22 protein-coding genes, 1 other RNA gene, 1 pseudogene and 1 riboswitch are annotated in these 20,264 nt (G+C 60.5%); of the genes and pseudogenes, 7 read left to right on the plus strand and 17 right to left on the minus strand.

All coding sequences use genetic code 11. The annotated features are described in order from the left end of the window. Positions 1-17 precede the first annotated feature (17 nt). The 13 genes and pseudogenes from I6I71_RS06185 to I6I71_RS06240 form a co-directional block, all read right to left on the minus strand. On the minus strand, positions 18-308 hold the full coding sequence (locus I6I71_RS06185) for an ArsR/SmtB family transcription factor (RefSeq protein WP_052205164.1): 291 nt from the start codon (positions 306-308) through the stop codon (positions 18-20). Between the two features lie 11 nt (positions 309-319). Next, positions 320-1,087: an ABC transporter ATP-binding protein gene (locus I6I71_RS06190; RefSeq protein WP_201819464.1), complete on the minus strand. Its 768-nt coding sequence runs from the start codon at positions 1,085-1,087 to the stop codon at positions 320-322. Next, positions 1,084-2,046 (minus strand): FecCD family ABC transporter permease, encoded by a 963-nt coding sequence (locus tag I6I71_RS06195; RefSeq protein ID WP_070463222.1) that lies wholly within the window; start codon positions 2,044-2,046, stop codon positions 1,084-1,086. The genes I6I71_RS06190 and I6I71_RS06195 overlap by 4 nt, the downstream gene beginning before the upstream one ends. 19 nt (positions 2,047-2,065) lie before the next feature. Next, positions 2,066-3,052 (minus strand): ABC transporter substrate-binding protein, encoded by a 987-nt coding sequence (locus I6I71_RS06200; RefSeq protein WP_070463225.1) that lies wholly within the window; start codon positions 3,050-3,052, stop codon positions 2,066-2,068. Positions 3,053-3,167: 115 nt separating this feature from the next. Beyond that, complete coding sequence (locus I6I71_RS06205; RefSeq protein WP_201819467.1) at positions 3,168-3,950, minus strand: thiazole synthase; 783 nt, start codon at positions 3,948-3,950, stop codon at positions 3,168-3,170. 3 nt (positions 3,951-3,953) lie between these two features. Beyond that, positions 3,954-4,163: a sulfur carrier protein ThiS gene (thiS, locus tag I6I71_RS06210; RefSeq protein ID WP_201819471.1), complete on the minus strand. Its 210-nt coding sequence runs from the start codon at positions 4,161-4,163 to the stop codon at positions 3,954-3,956. Positions 4,164-4,172: 9 nt separating this feature from the next. Then, positions 4,173-5,261 carry a glycine oxidase ThiO gene (gene thiO, locus I6I71_RS06215; protein ID WP_201819474.1) on the minus strand — a complete coding sequence of 363 codons (1,089 nt, stop codon included), beginning with the start codon at positions 5,259-5,261 and terminating at the stop codon, positions 4,173-4,175. A 50-nt stretch (positions 5,262-5,311) separates the two neighbouring features. Further along, entirely contained in the window at positions 5,312-5,527 is a 216-nt protein-coding gene (locus I6I71_RS12065; RefSeq protein WP_236587254.1) for a DUF4143 domain-containing protein, read from the minus strand. Further along, positions 5,528-6,565 (minus strand): annotated as a pseudogene (locus I6I71_RS12265) (ATP-binding protein); the annotation flags it as partial. A 71-nt stretch (positions 6,566-6,636) separates the two neighbouring features. Then, entirely contained in the window at positions 6,637-7,287 is a 651-nt protein-coding gene (locus I6I71_RS06225; protein ID WP_201823486.1) for a thiamine phosphate synthase, read from the minus strand. Positions 7,288-7,314: 27 nt separating this feature from the next. After that, positions 7,315-8,565, minus strand: coding sequence for a DUF418 domain-containing protein (locus tag I6I71_RS06230; RefSeq protein ID WP_236587255.1), 1,251 nt, complete (start codon positions 8,563-8,565; stop codon positions 7,315-7,317). Between the two features lie 24 nt (positions 8,566-8,589). Then, positions 8,590-9,504 carry a cation diffusion facilitator family transporter gene (locus I6I71_RS06235; RefSeq protein ID WP_201819480.1) on the minus strand — a complete coding sequence of 305 codons (915 nt, stop codon included), beginning with the start codon at positions 9,502-9,504 and terminating at the stop codon, positions 8,590-8,592. A 179-nt stretch (positions 9,505-9,683) separates the two neighbouring features. Continuing rightward, positions 9,684-10,157, minus strand: a complete 474-nt coding sequence (locus tag I6I71_RS06240) for a GNAT family N-acetyltransferase (protein ID WP_236587256.1) — start codon at positions 10,155-10,157, stop codon at positions 9,684-9,686. 103 nt (positions 10,158-10,260) lie between these two features. Here I6I71_RS06240 and I6I71_RS06245 point away from each other — a divergent pair, with 103 nt between their 5' ends. Next, positions 10,261-11,091, plus strand: coding sequence for a S1 family peptidase (locus I6I71_RS06245; protein ID WP_101735132.1), 831 nt, complete (start codon positions 10,261-10,263; stop codon positions 11,089-11,091). Positions 11,092-11,112: 21 nt separating this feature from the next. Here I6I71_RS06245 and hisN read toward each other — a convergent pair whose 3' ends face one another. From hisN to thiC, 3 genes are all read right to left on the minus strand, one after another. Continuing rightward, the gene (gene hisN, locus I6I71_RS06250) at positions 11,113-11,895 is read right to left on the minus strand and encodes a histidinol-phosphatase (protein ID WP_201819492.1); all 783 of its coding nucleotides are present in this window, start codon (positions 11,893-11,895) and stop codon (positions 11,113-11,115) included. Then, on the minus strand, positions 11,885-12,718 hold the full coding sequence (locus tag I6I71_RS06255) for an inositol monophosphatase family protein (RefSeq protein ID WP_201819496.1): 834 nt from the start codon (positions 12,716-12,718) through the stop codon (positions 11,885-11,887). Before I6I71_RS06255 ends, hisN begins: the two co-directional genes overlap by 11 nt. A 19-nt stretch (positions 12,719-12,737) precedes the next feature. Beyond that, positions 12,738-14,522 carry a phosphomethylpyrimidine synthase ThiC gene (thiC, locus tag I6I71_RS06260; protein WP_201819500.1) on the minus strand — a complete coding sequence of 595 codons (1,785 nt, stop codon included), beginning with the start codon at positions 14,520-14,522 and terminating at the stop codon, positions 12,738-12,740. After that, positions 14,521-14,633: riboswitch (TPP riboswitch) on the minus strand. Its footprint overlaps the gene before it by 2 nt. A 62-nt stretch (positions 14,634-14,695) precedes the next feature. Here thiC and prfB point away from each other — a divergent pair. The 6 genes from prfB (at position 14,696) to ssrA (ending at position 19,013) form a co-directional block, all read left to right on the plus strand. Next, on the plus strand, positions 14,696-15,802 hold the full coding sequence (prfB, locus tag I6I71_RS06265) for a peptide chain release factor 2 (RefSeq protein ID WP_201819511.1): 1,107 nt from the start codon (positions 14,696-14,698) through the stop codon (positions 15,800-15,802). A 29-nt stretch (positions 15,803-15,831) separates the two neighbouring features. Next, entirely contained in the window at positions 15,832-16,518 is a 687-nt protein-coding gene (gene ftsE, locus I6I71_RS06270) for a cell division ATP-binding protein FtsE (protein WP_052206419.1), read from the plus strand. Then, a complete protein-coding gene (gene ftsX / locus I6I71_RS06275) occupies positions 16,519-17,421 on the plus strand; it encodes a permease-like cell division protein FtsX (RefSeq protein ID WP_201819513.1) in 903 nt (300 codons plus the stop codon). A gap of 16 nt (positions 17,422-17,437) precedes the next feature. Beyond that, the gene (smpB, locus tag I6I71_RS06280) at positions 17,438-17,932 is read left to right on the plus strand and encodes an SsrA-binding protein SmpB (protein ID WP_070463271.1); all 495 of its coding nucleotides are present in this window, start codon (positions 17,438-17,440) and stop codon (positions 17,930-17,932) included. Positions 17,933-17,935: 3 nt separating this feature from the next. Next, positions 17,936-18,586, plus strand: a complete 651-nt coding sequence (locus I6I71_RS06285) for an SDR family oxidoreductase (RefSeq protein ID WP_201819515.1) — start codon at positions 17,936-17,938, stop codon at positions 18,584-18,586. Between the two features lie 36 nt (positions 18,587-18,622). Next, positions 18,623-19,013, plus strand: a transfer-messenger RNA (tmRNA) gene (ssrA, locus tag I6I71_RS06290). A gap of 38 nt (positions 19,014-19,051) precedes the next feature. On the opposite strand, the gene rhuM is transcribed toward ssrA, so the two are convergent. Beyond that, the gene (gene rhuM / locus I6I71_RS06295; protein ID WP_236587257.1) at positions 19,052-19,888 is read right to left on the minus strand and encodes a RhuM family protein; all 837 of its coding nucleotides are present in this window, start codon (positions 19,886-19,888) and stop codon (positions 19,052-19,054) included. Positions 19,889-20,264 lie beyond the last annotated feature (376 nt).

Raw genomic sequence — 20,264 nt, forward strand, 5'->3', positions numbered from 1 at the left:
GCGCCAGGTATAGGGGGTTACTCCTCTGGGTCCGCGTAATCCGCAGCCCAGTGGAGGAGGCGGTGGATGCGCTCATCTGCAAGACCGTAGAAAATGCTACGGCCCTCGCGGATTGAGCGCACCGTGCCCATCTTTTCCATAGCGCGCAAAGACGCGGATGCTGTAGCCACCCGCGTGCCAGTTGCATTTGCCAGGTCAGTGACGGTCAGTTTGTTTTCGCCTGCCGTATGCATGGCGTCCAAGAGTCGAAGCCGCGTGGTGTCACCTAGGGTTTTGAATACCTCTGCCCAAGTCTCGTGATACCGCATAGCCACTAAGCCTAGTGCGTAATCACCGGTCCGTGGACAATCAGGGAATGTTCACCATCAGCCTTGCGTAGGGAGGCATCAACGCCAAACGTTTCTTTCAGCAACTCAGGAGTCAACGTCTCACTCGGATCCCCAAGTGCCGCAACGTGGCCGTGGTCCATCACCAGCACCGTGTCGCAGTAGCGTGCGGCCAACACCAAGTCATGCAGCGCCAACACCACGGTGGTGCCGTGGTGGGTGCCCACGTGCTCCAGCATGTTCATCAGCCGGTACTGGTGGTGTAGGTCCAAATGGTTGGTCGGCTCATCCAGCAGCAAAAACTTCGCGTTTTGCGCTAGCGCTCGTGCCGTCATTGCGCGTTGCACTTGCCCGCCAGAAAGTGCACGCAGGGAGCGATCTCTTAGCTCCACCAGGTCGGAGTGGATCAGCGCCTCTTCAACAATGGCCTCATCACCGCCACTGCCACGCCCAAACAAACCGTAGGCGGCGCTTTGGCCCATCTCCACCAGCTGCTGGACCGTCAGATCCGGCAAGGTGCCGTGGCTTTGCGCCACGTAAGCTACCGTTTGCACGCGCTCGGCGCGAGACATGGAGGACAGCGGTGTGCCGTTGTAAAGAATGCTGCCCTTGGCGTCACTGACTCCCGCCATCGCACGCAGCAGGGTGGATTTTCCGGAGCCATTCGGCCCAACGATGCCGATGATGCCCGGGGTAGGGATCGAGGTCTCCACATCGAGGCGGAATGACTGCACCTGGGCTTGGACCTTGATGTCAATCATCGGTTGATCCTCCTCAAGATGATGAAGAACACCGGCACACCAATCAGTGCCGTGATCACACCCACGGGCAGCTCCTGGGGTGCAAACAGCACACGCGCAATCGCGTCAGCAATCACCAAAAACAGTGCGCCAACGATTGCTGCAACCGGAATCAAACGAGCATGTAACGGCCCCTGCACCATGCGCACTGCATGGGGCACGATCAAGCCAACGAAACCGATTGCACCAACCGCGGCGACGGTCGCCGCTGTGAGCAAGGAAACCACAATAAGCACCGTGTAGCGTACAGCGACGACAGGAACGCCCATGGTGTGCGCCGTGGCGTCTCCAAGCGTCAGCGCATCTAAGTGCCGCGAAAGCAACCACAGCACCACAAGGCCAACCGCACCAGCGATGGCAACAACAATCAGCGTGTTCCAGCGCGCCGCAGACAGCACGCCAAGAAGCCAAAACATGATGCCGCGTGTGGATTCCGCGTTACCGGAAGCCGTAACAACAAGCGACGTCAAAGATTGGAACAAAAAGCCCACCAGCACGCCCGTCAGCACCACACGCGTAGCATCAGCACGCGTATGACGCAGCAGGGCCATCAGCAGCATAAACGACGTCAACCCACCAACAGCGGCGCCAACCACAATGCCCCACTGCCACGTGGAGAACATGATGGCAATCACCGCACCAGTAGACGCACCCGAGGAAATACCCAGCAGGTACGGCTCAGCCAGATCGTTGTGCGTAATGGCCTGCATAGCCACACCACACACCGCCAGAATCGCTCCCACGCACGCGGCCATCAGCACACGCGGCAGACGCAACTCCGTCAGAATGGACCGCTGCACAGGCGACATGCTATCCAAATCGAACACGGAGATACCGCTAGAGCCAAGCGGCAGCGAAACAACAATCGCCGCCGCAAGCGCCAGCAGTGATAACAGCCCGAAGGCGATGGACTTCTTCACGCTTTTCGGTTCTTACTTCTTACTCTGCGATACCGTTTTCAATCGCGTCAGAGATCTGCTGCAGGCCCTGGTAGGAGCGCGCCGACGGGGAAGTGGTCACACCGTTGATCACAATGAAACGCTCCTCTTTCACTGCACGCATGCTGTTGACACCCGGCGTTGCCTTAAGCGCCTCGACTTTCTCCTCCCAGGTATCACCCGGCTCACCACGAGTTGGCAGATCGCCCAAGATGAGCACGTCCGGGTCAGCTTCCGCCAAAGCCTCCCAGGAAATCTGCGGCCACTCTTCCTTCACATCAGCAAACACGTTGACCATGTTTACTGAGTCACCCATCTCCGTGACAATGGACGGGCCACCAGCCACATACGGCGCACCACCGACGGTGGAGTACACCATGGCAAACGTCGTGCCGTCTGGCGCCTGGGCAGCACCCTCCTTGGTTTCATGAAGCTTCTCTACTAGATCAGCCGCGGTGTCTTCGTGGCCGAAAAGCTGGCCGAGCTCCGTAATGTCACGCTCTACAAGCTCAAAGGTGCTCTTACCCTTGTTCTCGCCGTGGTCCTGGCACTCCACGTTGGACTGGTAGGTGCGAACACCCAGTTTCTCCCACTCCTCACGGGTGCCCGCAGAGTCCGCCGTCCACACCAAACGGAACGGGGAGTACACAAAGTCCGGGTCCACCGCACGGATCTGCTCAGCAGTAGGAATACTCGGTGCAATGATCTTCGGGGTCTCGAATCCCTCCGGCGGGTTGTCCTTCTGGTGGCCAACGCCAGCGATCTGATCCGCAGCACCCAGCAGCAGCAGGGTGTCAGACGCGCCCTGCTCAAGGGCAACCGCGCGCTCAACAGTCGGAGCGGCATCAATCATGACGCCGCAGTTGTCGATCTGCTTGGCGCTAGCTTCGGCGCTGGTGTCAGTGCTAGTGGTGGTGTCAGTTTCGCCACCGGCGCAGCCAGCCAGCGCAAGCGCGGAGATCAAAGAGATGGGAAGTAGACGACGCATGATGAACCTTCCTTCAAACGGTCAATCTAGTGTTTGAATGAAGTGTCCTACGTCTTGCACCGTCAAACAAGTTTCACCCTTACGGTGGCCCTAAAAGGCCCTAAAAAGGGGCTAGTTACAGCACCTGATCTGCCCAGCTAGCCAGGCCGTCAAAGCTTGAGGATGCCACCGCGTGCTCCCGCTTCGGAATCCGCCCGGCTTCGCGCGCCAGACGGCCGGCGTCCACAGCCAAGCGCATCGCCTCAGCCATCGCCACCGGATCCTGGCAACGGTTTACAGCACTAGCCAACAGCACTCCGGAGCAGCCCAGTTCCATGGCAAGGGAGGCGTCGGAGGCGGTGCCCACGCCAGCGTCGATAAGCACGGGCACCTCGGCGCGCGAACAAATCAGCTCAATGTTGTGCGGGTTCAAAATGCCCAGACCAGTGCCGATGGGGGAGCCAAGCGGCATGACCGCCGCCGCACCCAGATCCTCCAGACGCTTCGCCGCAACCGGATCATCGGAGGTGTACGCAAGCACCGTAAAGCCCTCCGCCACCAGCATCTCGCAGGCATCGACGGTTTCAACCACGTCGGGCAGAAGCGTGCGATCATCCGCGATCACCTCAAGCTTCACCCAATTGGTGCCCAGCGCCTCACGCGCAAGCTTCGCCGTAATCACCGCGTCACGCGCCGTGCGGCAGCCCGCCGTATTTGGCAGCGGCGCAATGTTCAGGCGCTGCAGCATGTCAAAGACGCTCTCGCCGCTCGTCGGGGCCTTGGCGTACCGGCGCATTGCCACCGTAGTCAGATCCGTGCCTGACGCCACCAGCGCCTTTTCCAGCATGTCCATCGAACTCGCCCCACCCGTACCCATGATCAGGTGCGAGTTGAACTGCTTATCTGCAATAGAAAGCAAGGTTTAGCCTCCCTGGACTGCGGTGAGGATATCTACACGTGCGCCGCTCGCAAGCTTGGTGCTGCCCCACGCCGAGCGGGGAACCACATCACCATCGAGCGCTACCGCCGTGCCAGCCTCCGGCACCTCGCCGAGGACCTCGTGCACCAGCTGCTCAACCGACGCCGCTTCAGTCGTGCGGGATTCATCATTCACTGTGAGAGTAATGGCCATGGCTACCTCCTAAGCCCGTTGATGACGCCAGGGGTCACACGCTTCCAACGATATTGCAGGTGCCTTTTGTTCCACCAGATCGGCCCCGCAACGCGCAGCCATACCGGCCAGCAGGATGCCGTGGCGGAAATATCCAGTAGAAACCGTGACGCGCTCGCTGACCCTGCCAAGGTACGGCAGGTCATCCGGCGAGCCCGGACGCGCACCGGCGTCCGCCTCCAGAAAATCGCATTCCTCCAGCGCCGGGCAGACCTCAATCGCATCACGCAGCAGCTGGTAGACGCCCTGGACCTGGGGTTCCGCGCGGCCGTCCTCACGCGTGGTGGCGCCGATGGTCAACGTGCCATCACCACGCGGAATGAGATAGATCGGACGATCCTCCACAAAGCCGCGCACCACACGATCCAGCAGCGGGAATTGGTGCTTGGGTACGCGCACGTGCAGGATGTCACCGTAGACAGGGCGCAGCTCAAGCGGGTTTGTACCCATAAACCAGCCGGTGATCTCCGCCGCGCCAAGGCCTGCGGCGATGAGTACCTGGTCTGCATCGACGTTATCGACGTTGGTAACCGCCTCTTGAACAATTGTCACGCCCGCGTTCGCGCACGCATCCAACAAGGCTTTTGCAAACAGGCGCGGCTGCACCTGGTGATCCCCGATGATCTCCACCGCACCCGCCAACGCAGGCGACAGCGCAGGCTCGCGCTTGCGCGCTTCACGGGTAGTCAGGCGGTTGACCTCCATCCCGTGCAAGGCCTGGTAGGCGGAAAGCTCCTCCAAGTGCGTGTTATCCGCGCGATCTCGCGCTACCACCAACGTGCCGTCCTTGCGATACCCGGTGGGCAAATCGCTGTACTTGTTCACCAGCTGGATCAGCTCCGGGTACCACTGCGCAGCAGCGTTCATCAGTGGAAACAACGGCTCCTGCTTGTACACAACCTCCGCCGTAGGTGCCAACATGCCACCCGCATGCCACGACGCACCAGAGACCGGCGCCGGATCAAACACCGTGACCCTATGACCCCGATCCGCCAGTGTCAGCGCAGAAGTCAAGCCGATGATGCCCCCACCGATAACGGCGACGTTCATGTTCTCCATGGGGATTACCGTACGCCGTGTGGATGATGGGGGGAGGGATCAGTTGTTCCCTAAGGGCCGAGCAATCCGATGGGCACGAGCCAGGTGCGCTCACCAACTTCTGCGACCGTACCTGTTGGCGTGACAATCAGCAGTCCTTCTGGGGGCCTTCCGATGGTGTCGGCGACTTCGCGTAAACGTGGGGCGGCTTCCTTAGCTGCCTGTGGTGACAGTTTCACTTCGACTCCGACCCAGCGACCGTCTCGAAGCTCAAGCACAATATCCATTTCGGCTGTGCCATCCTTGTTCCTGAAATGGAAAGCGGTGCCGCGCAACGGTTGGCTGTACACCCGCAGGTCACGCAATACGAGTGATTCAAAAAGGAATCCAAGAGTGCGCGGGTCGACAGCAAGAGCCGTATGGGAAGCACCTAGCGCAGATGCGGCAAGCGAAGGGTCTACGAGGTGGCGCTTAGGCGTGGCACTCAGCCGAGTTTTAGACCTGCGTGCCGGTGCCCATGGCGGCTGGTCTTCGACGAGATGCATCCGGCTTGCAAACTCATGGAACTGGTACCCAAACCGTTCACCAACCTCCACACCATCTTCCCCCAGACGCTCTTGCACTGTGCTCAGCGGGGCTGGGTGAGCGGTGAGTGAAGCATACGCCCGAAGAAAATGGAGAAGGCGCTGAGGCGATCGGCGCGGCCCACCCACGAAAGGAAAATCGCGCTGTGCCAACGTGTCCATGTAACCCTCAACAAGGAGTTCGACCTGGTCAGCCTCCCTGTCCACCCATGCCGGCCATCCGCCTCGGGTGATCAATGCGCAGACGTCATCAATTGAATGGGGGCTGAGCTGCTGCCCCTGTACAGGAGCTTCACCTTGGAACACGCGGGAAAGGGAAAAGCTTCCCGTTGAGTCGCCCGACTCATATAGGGTCATCGGGCGCATTGGAAGGTCAATGATTCTTCCTGCCCCGGAATGACGCAGAGCTGTGTCATCTGGCCATGCTGATCCCGAAAGTAGAAAACGACCCGGCGTTGGGTCCGCATCCACAGCCCGACGGACCGCGCCCCAGAGATCTGGTGCCAGCTGCCACTCATCGATCAAACGTGGCGCATCGCCTTCAAGGACTGCCGATGGGTTTAGCGATGCGGCTTCAATTATCTCCGGTCGCTGCCCGTCCAACTGGATTGAGGAATTAGCTGACTGGAGAGCGGTAGTTGTCTTCCCAGTTGCCCTTGCACCAGTGATATTCACCGCTGATGAAGCCTTGAGATACTGCTCTAAAACTGAATCAAGAATCCGCGGCAGATAAGCTCTCATACTGCGAAAATACCTGAACTTGACAGGATTGTCGAGCTGAACTTGACAGGATTGTCGAGCTGAACGTGAAACTAGGCGAGCGCGCCGCGGCCGCGGTCGAACTCCGCGACCACCCGCTCGCAGTAGGCACGGGGATTATCGGCGTGCATGATGCCGCGGACAATGGCCACGCCATCCACACCGGTTCCGGCCAGTGCGTACGCGTCATCCACCGTGACGTCCCCAATGGCAACCATGGGCAGCCGGGACGCCTCCACCAGCGCCGGGTAGCCCTCCAAGCCGATAGGTTCGCGGCCGGAGTGCTTAGTAGGGGTGTCGCGGAATGGGCCGCAGCCGATGTAATCAATCACGCCCTCAAGGTCATTTGCGGCCCTGACCAGCTCAAGGGTCCCGGTGGTCAGGCCGATTACGGCATCAGGCCCGAGCAGGCGGCGCGCCTCGCGCGGGTCCAGATCGTCCTGGCCCAGATGCACACCGTGGACGCCTTGGGATTGAAGGGCGAGGGCGATGTCCACGCGGTCGTCGATAAGCACAATGCTCTCGGAAGGAAGCTGCGCGGCAATCGCGGAAGACAGGGCGTAGAGCTCACGCGCGGAGATCGGTTTGGAGCGCACCTGGATCACGCCGGCGCCGCCGTGGGCCGCCTCAACGGCGCGCTCGACCACATCGGGGCCCTGGCCGGTGACAAAGTAACAGCGCAGGTCCAGGTTACGGGGGTTCATCGGGGTGGTATCAGCCATGCCCAAAGCCTACTGGGGCAGTGGTGGGGTGTACGGCTCCAGCCGCTTCGTTTTGCCGTAGCTTGCGCGGCGGTGCAGCTGCTCAAACGGCCCCGGAAGCCCCACACGCTCCAGCACCATCGCAAGCAGCAGGGTGATCAACCACACCACAAAGCCCACAAGGAGCTTCCCGCTTATCGACGCCTCCACGCCCCACCCCAGCCCAAACGGCATAACCAGCGCAATGAACAGGAACGATTGCGCCAAGTAGCCGGACATCGAGCGCTTGCCCAACGCGATGAAGGGGCGCGCCCACGCCGGTGTCTGGCCGGTGGCGTTGATGCGCTGCTGCACACCGTTGGTGGCAAGAGCGAGTGCTGCCAGGATTGCCGGGCCGGTGAACAGTCCCCAGGCGAGGTTGAGTATAAAGAGAGGCTGTTCAAGCTGCGGGTCGATGAAGCCTGCAGCGCTGAGACCCCACGGGATGCCGATGGCAATCGCGACCACCGCACCCAGGATCGTCCACCTGACCAGCACACGTTTGTGTTGCTCCACGTTGATCAGGTATCCCTCCCGCGCCCACACGTAGCCCAGCAACACCAGCCCGCCCAGCTGGAACACCGCAAACGGGGCGTTGATCAACATCCCCAGTCCGCCCAAGAGGTTTTCGCCGAAGTAGACGCCCAGACTGGTCATCTCAGGTGTGGGCGTCTGTTCCATCACGCCGATTGGTGCCTGGACGCCGTACACCGCCACCGCGGCAACAGTGCCAAACGCTGCGCCGACCAGCAATAGCGAGTAGGCGGTAATGCGCAGCGCCTTGTTGCTTGCCGTGAACATCGTGGCAACCAGCATGCCAATCAGGCCGTAATACAACATGATGTCCCCGTAGAACACCAGCATCATGTGCGCGATGCCAAAAAGTGCGAGGAACCCGTATCTGCGCACCAGCATCAAGCGCGCATCAGCAGCCGGATAGCCCTTACGCCACGCACTTGCCGCAACGAGGCCAATGCCAAATCCCAGCAGTGTGGAAAACATCGGCAGGCCACGCACGTGCAAAAACACTGCCGAGAAAACCGCGGCTATCTCATCGAGCGTGTTTCCTGGTCGCACACCGCCAAGGGTGGAACCTGGCTGATCCAATGCGTCAATGTCATTGATCATCCACGTCTGCACCGCATTCGCCATGGCGATGCCCAGCAGGGCCAGGCCGCGCGCAAGATCGGGGACTAAGAGTCGGGGAGTGGTAGTTCGGTCCGGCATTAGCGCTTGATTCACGGCACCGAACCTATCACTGTTGCGCTACGCCATGATCGGGCCAGTGGTGGTTTCTATCCCAAGCGGCTCAATGTGCACGATGGTTTCCGCACCGCCCAGGGCAGCAGCGAGGCCTTCCTCAACATTGTCGGCGTGCTCGTGGGAGTGCGACACCGTCCATTCACCAGGCACCTGCATGACAACGTTGATGAGACGTTGGCGCCCATAAGCCGTAGTGCGCAGCGACGTGAAGACGACACCATTGTCCTTGGCGTAGGTGTCCAAAAACTCTTGTGCCGTTGCTACTTCTTCCTCCGGCAACGTCTCTGAAAGCAGGCCCTGGATAGCCTCGCGCAACAGTTTGTAGCCGGTGTACAGGATGTTGGCGCCAACCAGGATGGCCACAATAGGGTCGAGGACCTGCAAGCCGGTCAGCCACACTAAGGCCATGCCGACGATGACGCCGACGGTAGTCCAGACGTCTGCAAGCAAATGCTTCCCATCCGAAACTAGCGTGCTGGAACGGTGCGTGCGGCCAGCGCGCACCAACATCGCACCCACACCGAGGTTGATCAGCGTGGCTATCACAGAAAACAGCAAACCAATGCCAAGCTGCTCCACCGGCTGCGGGGTGATCAGGCGCTGCACCGCGGTATAGATAATGGCCACCGACGCCACCAGGATCAGACTGCCCTCTACCTGGGCGGCGAAGTACTCGGCCTTGGCGTGGCCGAAATTGTGGTTCTCATCCGCAGGCTTGGCGGAAAGCTTCAACGCCCAGAGGCCAACCAAGGCGGCGGCGACATTGGCCAAAGACTCCAGCGCGTCCGAAAGGAAGCCAACAGAGCCAGTGACATACGCGGCATACGCCTTCAGCACGATAACAATTAGGGAAGCCGCGATAGAGATCCACATGAAGCGCTCAAGCATGCGCTGTTCTTCACGGGGATGGGTGGCCATAGGAAATCCTCTCGGTGCAATAAACAACCGAAGGTCTCGCTCGCCTGTAAAGCATGTCCTGTAAAGCGTGTAAGGCCAACCGCCCGGGCTCTACGTGGAGAACCAGTATGTCGAGCGAGTTGTTGGTGAGCTACTCCCCTTCAAACCTTTATGAAACTTCAAAAATCATACCACTGGGGTTAGGGGCGTTCCAGCCTCATAGTGACGTGGGGGATTGAACCGTCCAAGAACTCTTCGCCCTCCTCTTTGAGGCCGAAGCGGTTGTAATAGCCAACGAGGCCGGTCTGCGCCTCAATGACAACGTCGCCCGGCCAGCGGGTGGTGAACGCTAGCGCCTTGCGGACAATCTCGGGGCCAATTCCGGTGCCGCGCGCGAACGGCGCAACGACGAAACGGCCAAAGCGCGCGCGGGGTTTGCCGTCTGCAACCTCGGGGTAGACGCGTGCGCAGCCGGCGAGCCTGCCTGCGTTGTCGTAGGCGAGGACGTGGAAGGTGTCCTCGGCTGCGTCAATGTCATCAAGCTCATTGAAGGGACAGTCCTGCTCGGCCACGAACACGTCCACGCGGAGGCGAAACAGGTCGAAGGCCTCTCGTGAGCTCATCTGGTCCAGGGTCTTGAACGTCATTGCAGGATGCAGCGCAGGGTGTGTCACGGGGGTGATCCTAACACCGCTGTGACGTAAGGTGTTTGTGTTAACTGAAGTTACGTTTGTGATTTCCTGCCTGACGCATACAAGACACATAAAAGGGGTCCGCATGTTCCGACGCATCGCCGCTGTCGCCGCCGCAGCCGTTCTTACTGCCACTGCTTTGCTCGCACCGGCCGCGAGTGCGCAGCCAGCTGACCCTAACTACGTCTGGCGCACAGACCTCATGTCCAAGGCACTCGCCGGCAAGCTCAACGCGGATCGCGTGCTGCACCGCGTGCCCACCTCGTTCCATGACGCCCCGCGTACGCCTGCCGAAGCCACCCAGGCCCAGGCCCGCGGCAACGCGCTCTACGGCCCCGGCACCCCGATCTACGTGGGGCACGCCCCGAACGACATGATCTGCACCGTCGCCGTTGCCGGCTACAACGACGCTGGCGAAAAGATCGCCCTGACCGCAGGCCACTGCGCGGGCAACGTGGGCGACCCGGTGGTGAACGCGGATGCCCGCGCCCTTGGCCAGACTGGCCGCGTGATCGCCGTGGACCGCAACCTGGACTACGCCGTAATCCAGCTGCACCCCAACACGGAAGTCTCCCGCAGCTATGACGGACTGACCATCAACCACCTAGGCGCCGCACCCGTGCCGGCAGGGCAGACCGTGTGCAAGAAGGGTGTCGCCTCCGGCGTGACCTGCGGCATGACCTGGCAAGACGCTGGCGTGATGAACATCAACCAGGTCTGCGCGATGCAGGGCGACTCCGGCGGCCCGCTCTACGTTGGCGACCGCCTCGTAGGCATTATCAACGGCGGCATGTTCCCGCAGCCGTTCGCGCTGGCCTGCCACACCCCGCTGCAGGGCCCGCTGCATGCACCGACGGGCTCCGCGCGTGCAGACGCCTTCCTGCCCACCGTCCCCGGTGGCTTCCGCCTGCCCTAACTGACAGAAACTGCCAGAAACTTAACCCTGCAGGCGGCCAAGCACCTCGTCGTGCAGCAGCCCGTTGGTGGCAACCGCATCGCCACCGTGCGGGCCGTCAACACCCGCCAATGAGGTGAAGCGGCCGCCGGCTTCAGTAACCAACAGCGCCAGCGGCGCGAGGTCCCACAGCGAGACCTCCGGCTCACACGCAATGTCTACCGAGCCCTCTGCCACCAGGCAGTAGGAGAAGAAATCACCAAACCCGCGCAGACGCCACGCAGCGTCCGTCAGCTCAATGAACTGCTCGCGCAAGCCGCGGTCACGCCAACCGGTCAGCGAGGAAAACGACACGGACGCATCCTCCAACTTGGACACGGAAGACACACGCATCGGGCTTGCCTTGCCGTCACCAATCTCGCGCCACGCACCCTCGCCCTTCGCCGCGTACCAACGGCGCGACAGGGCAGGGGAGGAGACGACGGCGACGACCGGCTCGCCGTCTTCAAGCAGGGCAATCAACGTGGCCCACACCGGCACGCCGCGTACGAAGTTCTTCGTGCCATCAATCGGGTCGATCACCCACTGGCGGCCGGAAAACACGGCGTCACCACCAAATTCCTCGCCCAGCACCGCATCATCCGGGCGCTTTTCCGCGAGGTGCTCGCGCAGCTCCTTTTCCGTAGCCAGGTCCGCATCGGAGACCGGCGTTAGGTCCGGCTTGGACTCAACGTGCAGGTCAGCGGCATCAAACCGGGAAGAAGTGATGTCATCTGCCAGGTCGGCGAGTTCGAGGGCGAGTTTCAGATCGTGGTTACGCTGCATGCCCGACAAGCCTACTCGCCACCTGCTCAACCAGGAGCGGATTTCCGGCCACGCACCACGTCACCCCGCCCGCATCAACCTTTGTGGCCACCCCGCCGACAGCCTCAATCAGCGCCTTGCCCGGCAGCCAATCCCAATCCGCCACCGAATGCTGCAGCCAGCCACCCATACGGCCTGCAGCGATGTTGGCTAGGTCCACGCTGCCCGCACCCATCATCCGGATCGTCGCCGCATCTTTCACCGCACGCATCCACGCGCCCACCACCGCCTCATCACCCATAAAGGTCGGATGTAGGTAGGTCACCAGGGCTTTTTCGCTTAGGTGCGCCGCGTCCAACACCCCCAACCGCTCCCCATCACACCACGCCTGACCATTGGCAGCGAGCCACGTCGTATTCGTCGCCGGGCGGTGCACCGCACCAATTGACGCTTTGCCTTCTGCCGGATCGCCCTCGGCCACCGCCAACGCAGAGCAGAAGTAATCCGAACCCTGCGCAAAGTTATACGTCCCGTCAACCGGGTCGATCACCCAGGTACGCCCGGTTTCTGAGGCGCGGGCGTGGCCTTCTTCCCCCAGCACACCGTCGGCGGGGCGCAGCGCGTCGAGCACCTCTGCCACGAAGTTCTCCGCGGCGTGGTCTGCCTCAGTCACCACATCGGAGACCGACGTCTTGCGCTGCGTGGCAAGCGTGTCCAAACCACCATCACGCATAGAAAGCGCAAGCTGGCCAGCATGCGCTACAAGCGCTGCGGCCAGCTGTGCGTCATCGTCATTACGGTGAGCGTCAATAAAAGCTGCAGTAGAAATGGGTGCGGAAGTCACGCACCCATTATTACCCCAGTTACTGCGGCTGCGACTGCTCCTCCAAGTAGACCTGGGAGCCCTGCTCACGGAACTCTTCCGCCATCTCCTGTTCACCGGCAATCGCGTCGTTTGCGCTCACGGCAGCCACATCTGCTGGAATCTCCGGAATACCCAGGTCCGCCAGGCGGTCCCCAAACTCATCACGAATGTCCTGGCTAATACGCATGGAGCAGAACTTCGGGCCGCACATGGAGCAGAAGTGCGCCGTCTTCGCGGGCTCCGCCGGCAGCGTCTCATCGTGGAAGGACTGCGCGGTGTCCGGGTCTAAGGAGAGTGCGAACTGGTCGTGCCAACGGAACTCAAAACGTGCCTTACTCATCGCGTCGTCCCAGTCGCGCGCACCCGGATGCCCCTTGGCCACGTCGGCCGCGTGGGCGGCGAGTTTGTAGGTGATCACGCCCGTTTTCACATCATCCTTGTTTGGCAAGCCCAGGTGCTCCTTCGGGGTGACGTAGCACAGCATCGCCGTGCCACCCATAGCAATGTGGGCCGCGCCGATTGCAGACGTAATGTGGTCATACCCAGGCGCAATATCCGTCACCAACGGGCCAAGGGTGTAGAACGGCGCGCCACCGCACCACTGCTCTTCCTTCTCGTTGTTGACCTGGATCATGTTCAGCGGCACGTGACCTGGGCCCTCAATCATCACCTGCACGTCATACTCCCAGGCGCGCTTGCACAGCTCACCGATGGTCTTCAGCTCTGCAAACTGCGCCGGGTCATTGGCGTCGGCGACGGAGCCTGGCCGCAGGCCGTCGCCAAGCGAGAAGGCAACATCGTACTGCGCGAAAATCTCGCACAGCTCGTCGAAGTTCTCATACAGGAAGCTCTCCTTGTGGTGCGCCAAACACCAGCCAGCCATGATCGAGCCGCCACGCGACACGATGCCGGTCACGCGGTTCGCCGTCAGCGGCACAAACGGCAGGCGCACGCCAGCGTGCACCGTCATGTAGTCCACACCCTGCTCCGCCTGCTCAATAACCGTGTCGCGGAAGATCTCCCACGTCAGGTCTTCTGCAATACCGTTGACCTTCTCCAGCGCCTGGTAGATCGGCACCGTGCCAATCGGCACCGGCGAGTTGCGCAGAATCCACTCGCGGGTGGTGTGGATGTCATTGCCCGTGGACAAATCCATCACCGTATCCGCACCCCAGCGGGTAGCCCAGCGCAGCTTGTCCACCTCCTCACGGATAGAGGAGGTCACCGCAGAGTTACCAATGTTCGCGTTGATCTTGGTCAAGAACTGGTTGCCAATGATCATTGGCTCGCTCTCTGGGTGGTTCACGTTGTTCGGAATAATCGCGCGGCCACTTGCTACCGCCGCACGCACCTTCTCCGGGTCGCAGTGCTCACGCAGGGCGACAAACTTCATCTCTTCCGTGATGATGCCCTGACGTGCGTAGTACATCTGGGTGACGCGCTTGCCTTCCTTGGCGCGCAGCACCGGGCGGGTTACACCACGCCACTCCTCGGAGGCGGCGCCGCGCTTGGCGGCCCGTGTTCCGTCGTCAAGCAGATTGCGCCTGCGGCCCTCAATTACTTCCACATCGCCGCGACCGGTGATCCACTCGGAGCGAAGCCCCGGCAGGCCAACCTCCGGCTCGGCGTAGGGGCCGCGGGTGCGGTAGACGCGGAACGGCTCATTCGGCCCAGTGGGGGAATCATCGAGCTGGATCGCGGTCTCCGGCACCTCAAGCCCGTCCTGGATAATGGGGGCGTAGCTGTGCTTCGGGTGGATTTCTTGCGCGTAAATGTCGGCCATTGCCGCTCCTTCTACTTCCTTCGCTGGTGCTAACCAGACAGGTTCAAACGGTGCTCGTGCGGCATTAGCACGATCTCAGCCCTTAAGCCTTGGGCGCCCGTGTTGGGCACGAAACAGTGTAGCGGCCACCATGGCGGTAGGTGAGTAAAACCGAGCAACTAGACTGCATGGTTATGCAACCGGAGACCCAAGCTCGCATCAAGGAACTCGAAACCACCCTGCAGACTATTGAGCAGGTGATGGACCTCGACGCCATGGCGCAACGCGTCCGCGAGCTTGAACAGCAGGCACAGGACCCCTCGCTTTGGGACGATCCTTCGCACGCCCAACAAGTCACCACCGAGCTATCCAACGTGCAGGCGCGCCTGAAGAAGGTCACGTCGCTGCGCTCGCGTTTGGATGACCTGCCGGTGATGTACGAGCTTGCCGAAGAGGAAGGCGACGCCTCCATGGCAGACGATGAGCTTGCCGAGATCACTGCGGCAATCGAATCGCTTGAGGTGCAAACGATGCTTTCCGGCGAGTACGACGAGCGCGAAGCCGTGGTGAACATCCGCTCCGGCGCGGGTGGTGTGGATGCGGCAGACTGGGCGGAAATGCTGATGCGCATGTACGTGCGCTGGGCTGAAAAACACGGCCACAAAGTAGATGTCTACGACATTTCCTACGCCGAAGAAGCCGGCATCAAATCCGCAACGTTCGTGGTGCACGGTGAATACATGTACGGCCAGCTCTCCGTGGAGCAGGGCGCGCACCGCTTGGTGCGTATCTCTCCCTTTGATAACCAGGGGCGCCGCCAGACCTCATTTGCTGAGGTAGAAGTGCTTCCCGTGGTGGAGCAAACCGACCACATTGACATCCCGGATGCAGACATCCGCGTGGACGTCTACCGTTCCTCCGGCCCGGGTGGCCAAAGCGTGAACACCACCGACTCCGCGGTGCGCATCACGCATATCCCAACCGGCATTGTGGTGACCTGCCAAAACGAGAAGTCCCAGATCCAAAACAAGGCGTCTGCGCTCAACGTGTTGCAGTCCAAGCTTTTGGAAAAGAAGCGCCAAGAAGAAAAGGCCGAGATGGATGCTCTCGGCGCTGGCGGCAACGCAAGCTGGGGCAACCAGATGCGTTCCTACGTGTTGCACCCGTACCAGATGGTCAAGGACCTGCGTACGGAGTACGAAGTGGGAGATCCCCAGAAGGTGCTCGATGGGGATCTCGATGGCTTCCTCGAAGCTGGCATTCGCTGGCGCATGGCGCAGCTGCAAACCGAGTCACAATAGTCACACCCGTAACAGGTAGAGTGGTCGGCGTGATCCGCTTTGACCATGTGACCAAGTCGTACCCAACGTCGACACGGCCCGCCCTGGATAATGTCTCGCTTGAGATTCCAGACGGGGACTTTGCCTTTCTTATCGGCCCGTCCGGTTCCGGCAAGTCGACGTTTTTGCAGTTGATGATCCGTGAGGAAAACGTCACCTCGGGCGATATTTGGTTCAACGATTTCCACGTCAATGCGCTCAAGGGCAAGGACGTGAACAAGCTGCGCCAGGCTATTGGCTACGTCTTCCAGGATTTCCGCCTCCTGCCGCGGCTGAACGTCTACGACAACGTTGCCTTTGCGCTAGAGGTCATTGGTATGAAAAAGACCAGGATTGCCAAACTGGTACCGGAGGCGTTGGAGTTGGTGGGCCTGGCGTCCAAAAGCACAAGGATGCCCCATGAGCTCTCGGGCGGTGAGCAGCAGCGAGTGGCGATTGCGCGCGCGTTTGTGAACAAGCCGAAGCTGATGCTGGCGGATGAGCCGACGGGCAACCTGGATCCTGATACGGCAGATGAGATTATGGCGCTTTTGGCGCGCATCAACAGGCTGGGCACGACCGTGGTCATGTCCACGCACAACGCGCGTGCGGTCAACGACATGCGCAAACGTGTCATTGAGTTGGATTTGGGCAAGCTTGTGCGTGATGACGCCAACGGTGTCTACGGGAGGGCATAAATGAACTGGGGCTTTATCTTCCGCGAGGGCATTAAGGGCCTTGGCCGCAACATCACCATGACGATCGCGCTGGTGATTACTACCGCCCTGTCGCTGGCGTTGGTGGGCACGGGCATTTTGATGTCGCGCGCGACTGCTGAGACGAAGAACCTCTACCTTGACCGCGTTGAGGTCATGGTGGAGCTGGACGAAGAGATTTCGGCCAATGACCAGGACTGTTCCTCCGAGGCCTGCCTTGAGGTGCGTGACAAACTGCAGAGCGACGATCGGGTGGAGCAGGTGACGTTCCGCTCCCGCGAGCAGTCCTACGAGCGTTTCGTGGAGCTGTTCCAGGACACCGAGCCGGACCTGGTGCGCGAGACCAGCCCGGAGGCGCTGCCGGCGGTGCTACACGTGCGCCTGAAGGATCCGGGCGACCAGGGCCCGATTAGTGAGATTGCCACCATGCCGCAGGTCAGTGTGGTTACCGATCAGGCGGATACCGTGCGCCAGGCGGCGAAGACGATGGACACCTTCCGCAACGTCACCTGGATGGTGGCGGCCGTGCAGGGGTTGGCGGCGCTGTTTCTCATTGTGAATATGGTGCAGTTGGCGGCGTTTCACCGTCGTGAACAAATCGGCATCATGCGCATGGTGGGCGCGTCCCGGTGGTTCACCCAAGCCCCGTTCGTGCTTGAAGCGGTGCTTTCTGTGCTCATGGGGTCGGTCTTGGCCACGCTGTTGGTATGGGTTGGCAAACGTTCCGTTATTGACTCCATGCTGGGGGAGCTCTACGCCTCGCAGCTGGTTGCGCACGTGCCGGATTCTGCGGTGTTTGTGGTGTTGCCGCTGGTAGGACTTGGTGCGATGCTGATCGGCGGGCTGGCCGCGCAGGTGGCGCTTCGTTCCTACGTGCGTAAGTAGTAGACTTTGGACACTTATGGCCAAGAAAAAGAAGTCCAAGCTGAGCAATTCCGGGGTGCTTGCCACTAACCGGAAGGCTCGCCATGACTACAACATCTTGGATTCCTGGGAGTGCGGCATTGTGCTGCAGGGTACCGAGATTAAGGCGTTGCGCGAGGGCAAAGTCTCCCTCGTGGAGGCCTTCGCAACCATTGACAACGGCGAGGTCTGGCTGCGCAACATGCACATTCCGGAGTACTCGCGCGGACACTGGACGAATCATCCTCCGCGCCGCACCCGCAAGCTGCTTATGCACCGCCGGGAGATTGACTCCCTGGAGGGCAAGCTTCGGGACGGCAACCGCACCCTCGTCCCCCTCTCCCTCTATTTGAAGGACGGGCGCGCCAAGGTCGAACTCGGCCTTGCGCAGGGTAAACAGGATTATGACAAGCGCCGTGACATTAAGCGCCGCACTGAGGACCGTGAAATCACGCGCGAGCTGGGCCGCAAGCTGAAGGGGATTAAGGCGTAAACGATGAAGAAGACTGCACTGATTACGGGTGCCACCCGCGGCATTGGTCGCGCGATTGCGCAAGAGTTGGGCAAAGACCACCACATTTATGCAGGTGCTTCGGCCGATGCCTCCGAGGTTGTCGCCGCGCTGCCAAGCGCTGAGCCGTTCGTTGCGGACCTGACGGATACCGATGCGATTCTGCGTGCCGCTTCCCAGATCGAGCAGCTCGATGTGCTCGTCCTTTCTGCCGGCGTGATGGAGCATGGCCCGCTGGAGCAGCTCGATGACGCCGCGTGGCGCAGGATGATGGAGGTCAACCTGTTCGCGCCAGTCACCCTGACTCGCGCATTGCTTCCTGCTTTACGACGCCAACGTGGCCTCATCATCACCCTCAACTCCGGCGCCGGCTTCCACGGAATTGCAGATAACTCCGGCTACTGCGCCTCCAAGTTCGCACTCCGCGGCTTTACTGAGTCACTGCAACTTGAAGAAGCCGGCAAGATCCGTGTGACCTCTTTGCACCCAGGACGCACGGACACCGACATGCTCGCTGGTGATGACGCGTTGCCGAAGATGCCCGCCACCGAAGTGGCCAAAGCTGCGCGCCTTGCGGTTGACGCCGGGCCCGATGCGGTGGTGGAGTTCTTGCGCGTGAGGCCGTCGGCAAGCTAGAGTGCTTCTTTACCTACGTTTTCTCGTAGTGGACATGGGGTCGATTCTGGTTTCGACTTCATCTACTTAGCCAGGGGAAGCGTGCCGGTGCAGGCAGGAGACCACCGTAAGCGTCGCTGTAACTAATAAACGCAGAGAAGAACTCTCAGCGTGACTACGCCCTCGCTGCCTAATAAATAGAGCTAGCGACCTGCGTGTCCGTCAGGCCGGGGAAGTCCCCGACCCGGTACCTGGCGTCGACTTAGGGGACTTGCCTTCCGGCCCTGTCAGTGGGGCCTTGGAAGGGACACCTTTCACTGACTGGGCCCGTCATCCGGACATGTTCGTCTGATCCGGAGGGCCGAGTAGAGATTCTGTGCGAACTGCGCACGGAGAAGCCCTGGCGCGGTGGTGAAGGACCCGGGTTCAATTCCCGGCGGCTCCACTGAACACAAGCCCCCAGACCCTCACGGGCCTGGGGGTTTCTCAGTCTGGTTTTCTCCGTGGGTGGAGACGTTTCCTTTGGGAGATCAGTTTTCGATCTGCTTCTTTAAGCGCCTCGATGAGATCGTTTTCGGCTTCGCGATGCTCAATCCCTTTACGTCCCGTGTCGTAAAGGCTATAGCGGTCCTCAGCGAGCTTATTTGCGTCTTTGCGTGTAATGCGGCCGTGATCGTTCAGTGGTTCGTAGTCATTGAACTCGATGAACTGGTCTGCCTTGTCCAGCCAGTCAGACATGTGGATAACTTTACGACGTTCGGCCTGGTCCTGGGCGTAGTTGAGGAATCCGGATACGAGGAAATTAAGCCGCCGCAGTTCATCATCAGTGAGGTAGTTTTTCGCTGTCGTGACGTCACCTTTGCGTACGACCCCGCCTTTCCAGTTGGTCAGGCCGAGATTGTCAGCAGATGGGTCGCAGCGGGTGGCGATGATCTCGGCGGCAGTATTGCCGGTGATGGCGTAGTGGAGCTTGTCCTGGATCTTCGCGAAAAGGTAGTGGGTGCGTTGACTGTTGGCATCATAATCGTCCGCAAGGGCAATGATGTTGCGCAGCTCGAGGTAGAGTCGCGCTTCGCTGGAGCGGATATCTCGGATGCGCGCGAGGAGCTCGTCAAAGTAGTCCACACCGAGAGGGTCTTTCAGCTTCTCGTCGTTAAGGGTGAAGCCTTTGATGAGGTACTCCTTGAGGACAGTGGTTGCCCAAGAGCGGAACTGCGTTCCGCGGGGCCCACGTACGCGAAAGCCCACGGCCATGATGGCATCGAGGTTGTAGTGTTCAGTGGAGCGAGTGACGTTTCGATCTCCTTCAGTTCGAACTGTCAAGAATTTCTTAATAGTTCGATCCCTGCTCAGTTCGCTATCCGCATAGATGTTTGTAAGGTGCGAGCTGATATTGGCACGTGTGACATCGAAAAGCTCGGACATTTCGGCCTGGGTCATCCAAACTGAGCCATCGATAAGACGTAAGTGAACTTCGGTCCGACCGTCCTCCGTGTTGTAGATGACGAACTCGCCTGTGGAATCGGTGTGCGTTGTGAGGGGTGATCTGGAGTTTTTCATAACGGTGTTAGTCCTCGTGTTCATTGTTGCTAGTTGATGGTCACTTTAGTCAGCTGCCGTGTCGGACAGGTTGAAGTAGCTAAGGCCTCTCGTTTGCTTTCGTTTCCCCGATATTCAAGCGCATTGGCTGATACCAACC

Origin of the sequence: Corynebacterium riegelii (assembly GCF_016728505.1) — a bacterium.
In the GTDB taxonomy this organism is placed as follows: Bacteria; Actinomycetota; Actinomycetes; order Mycobacteriales; family Mycobacteriaceae; genus Corynebacterium; species Corynebacterium riegelii.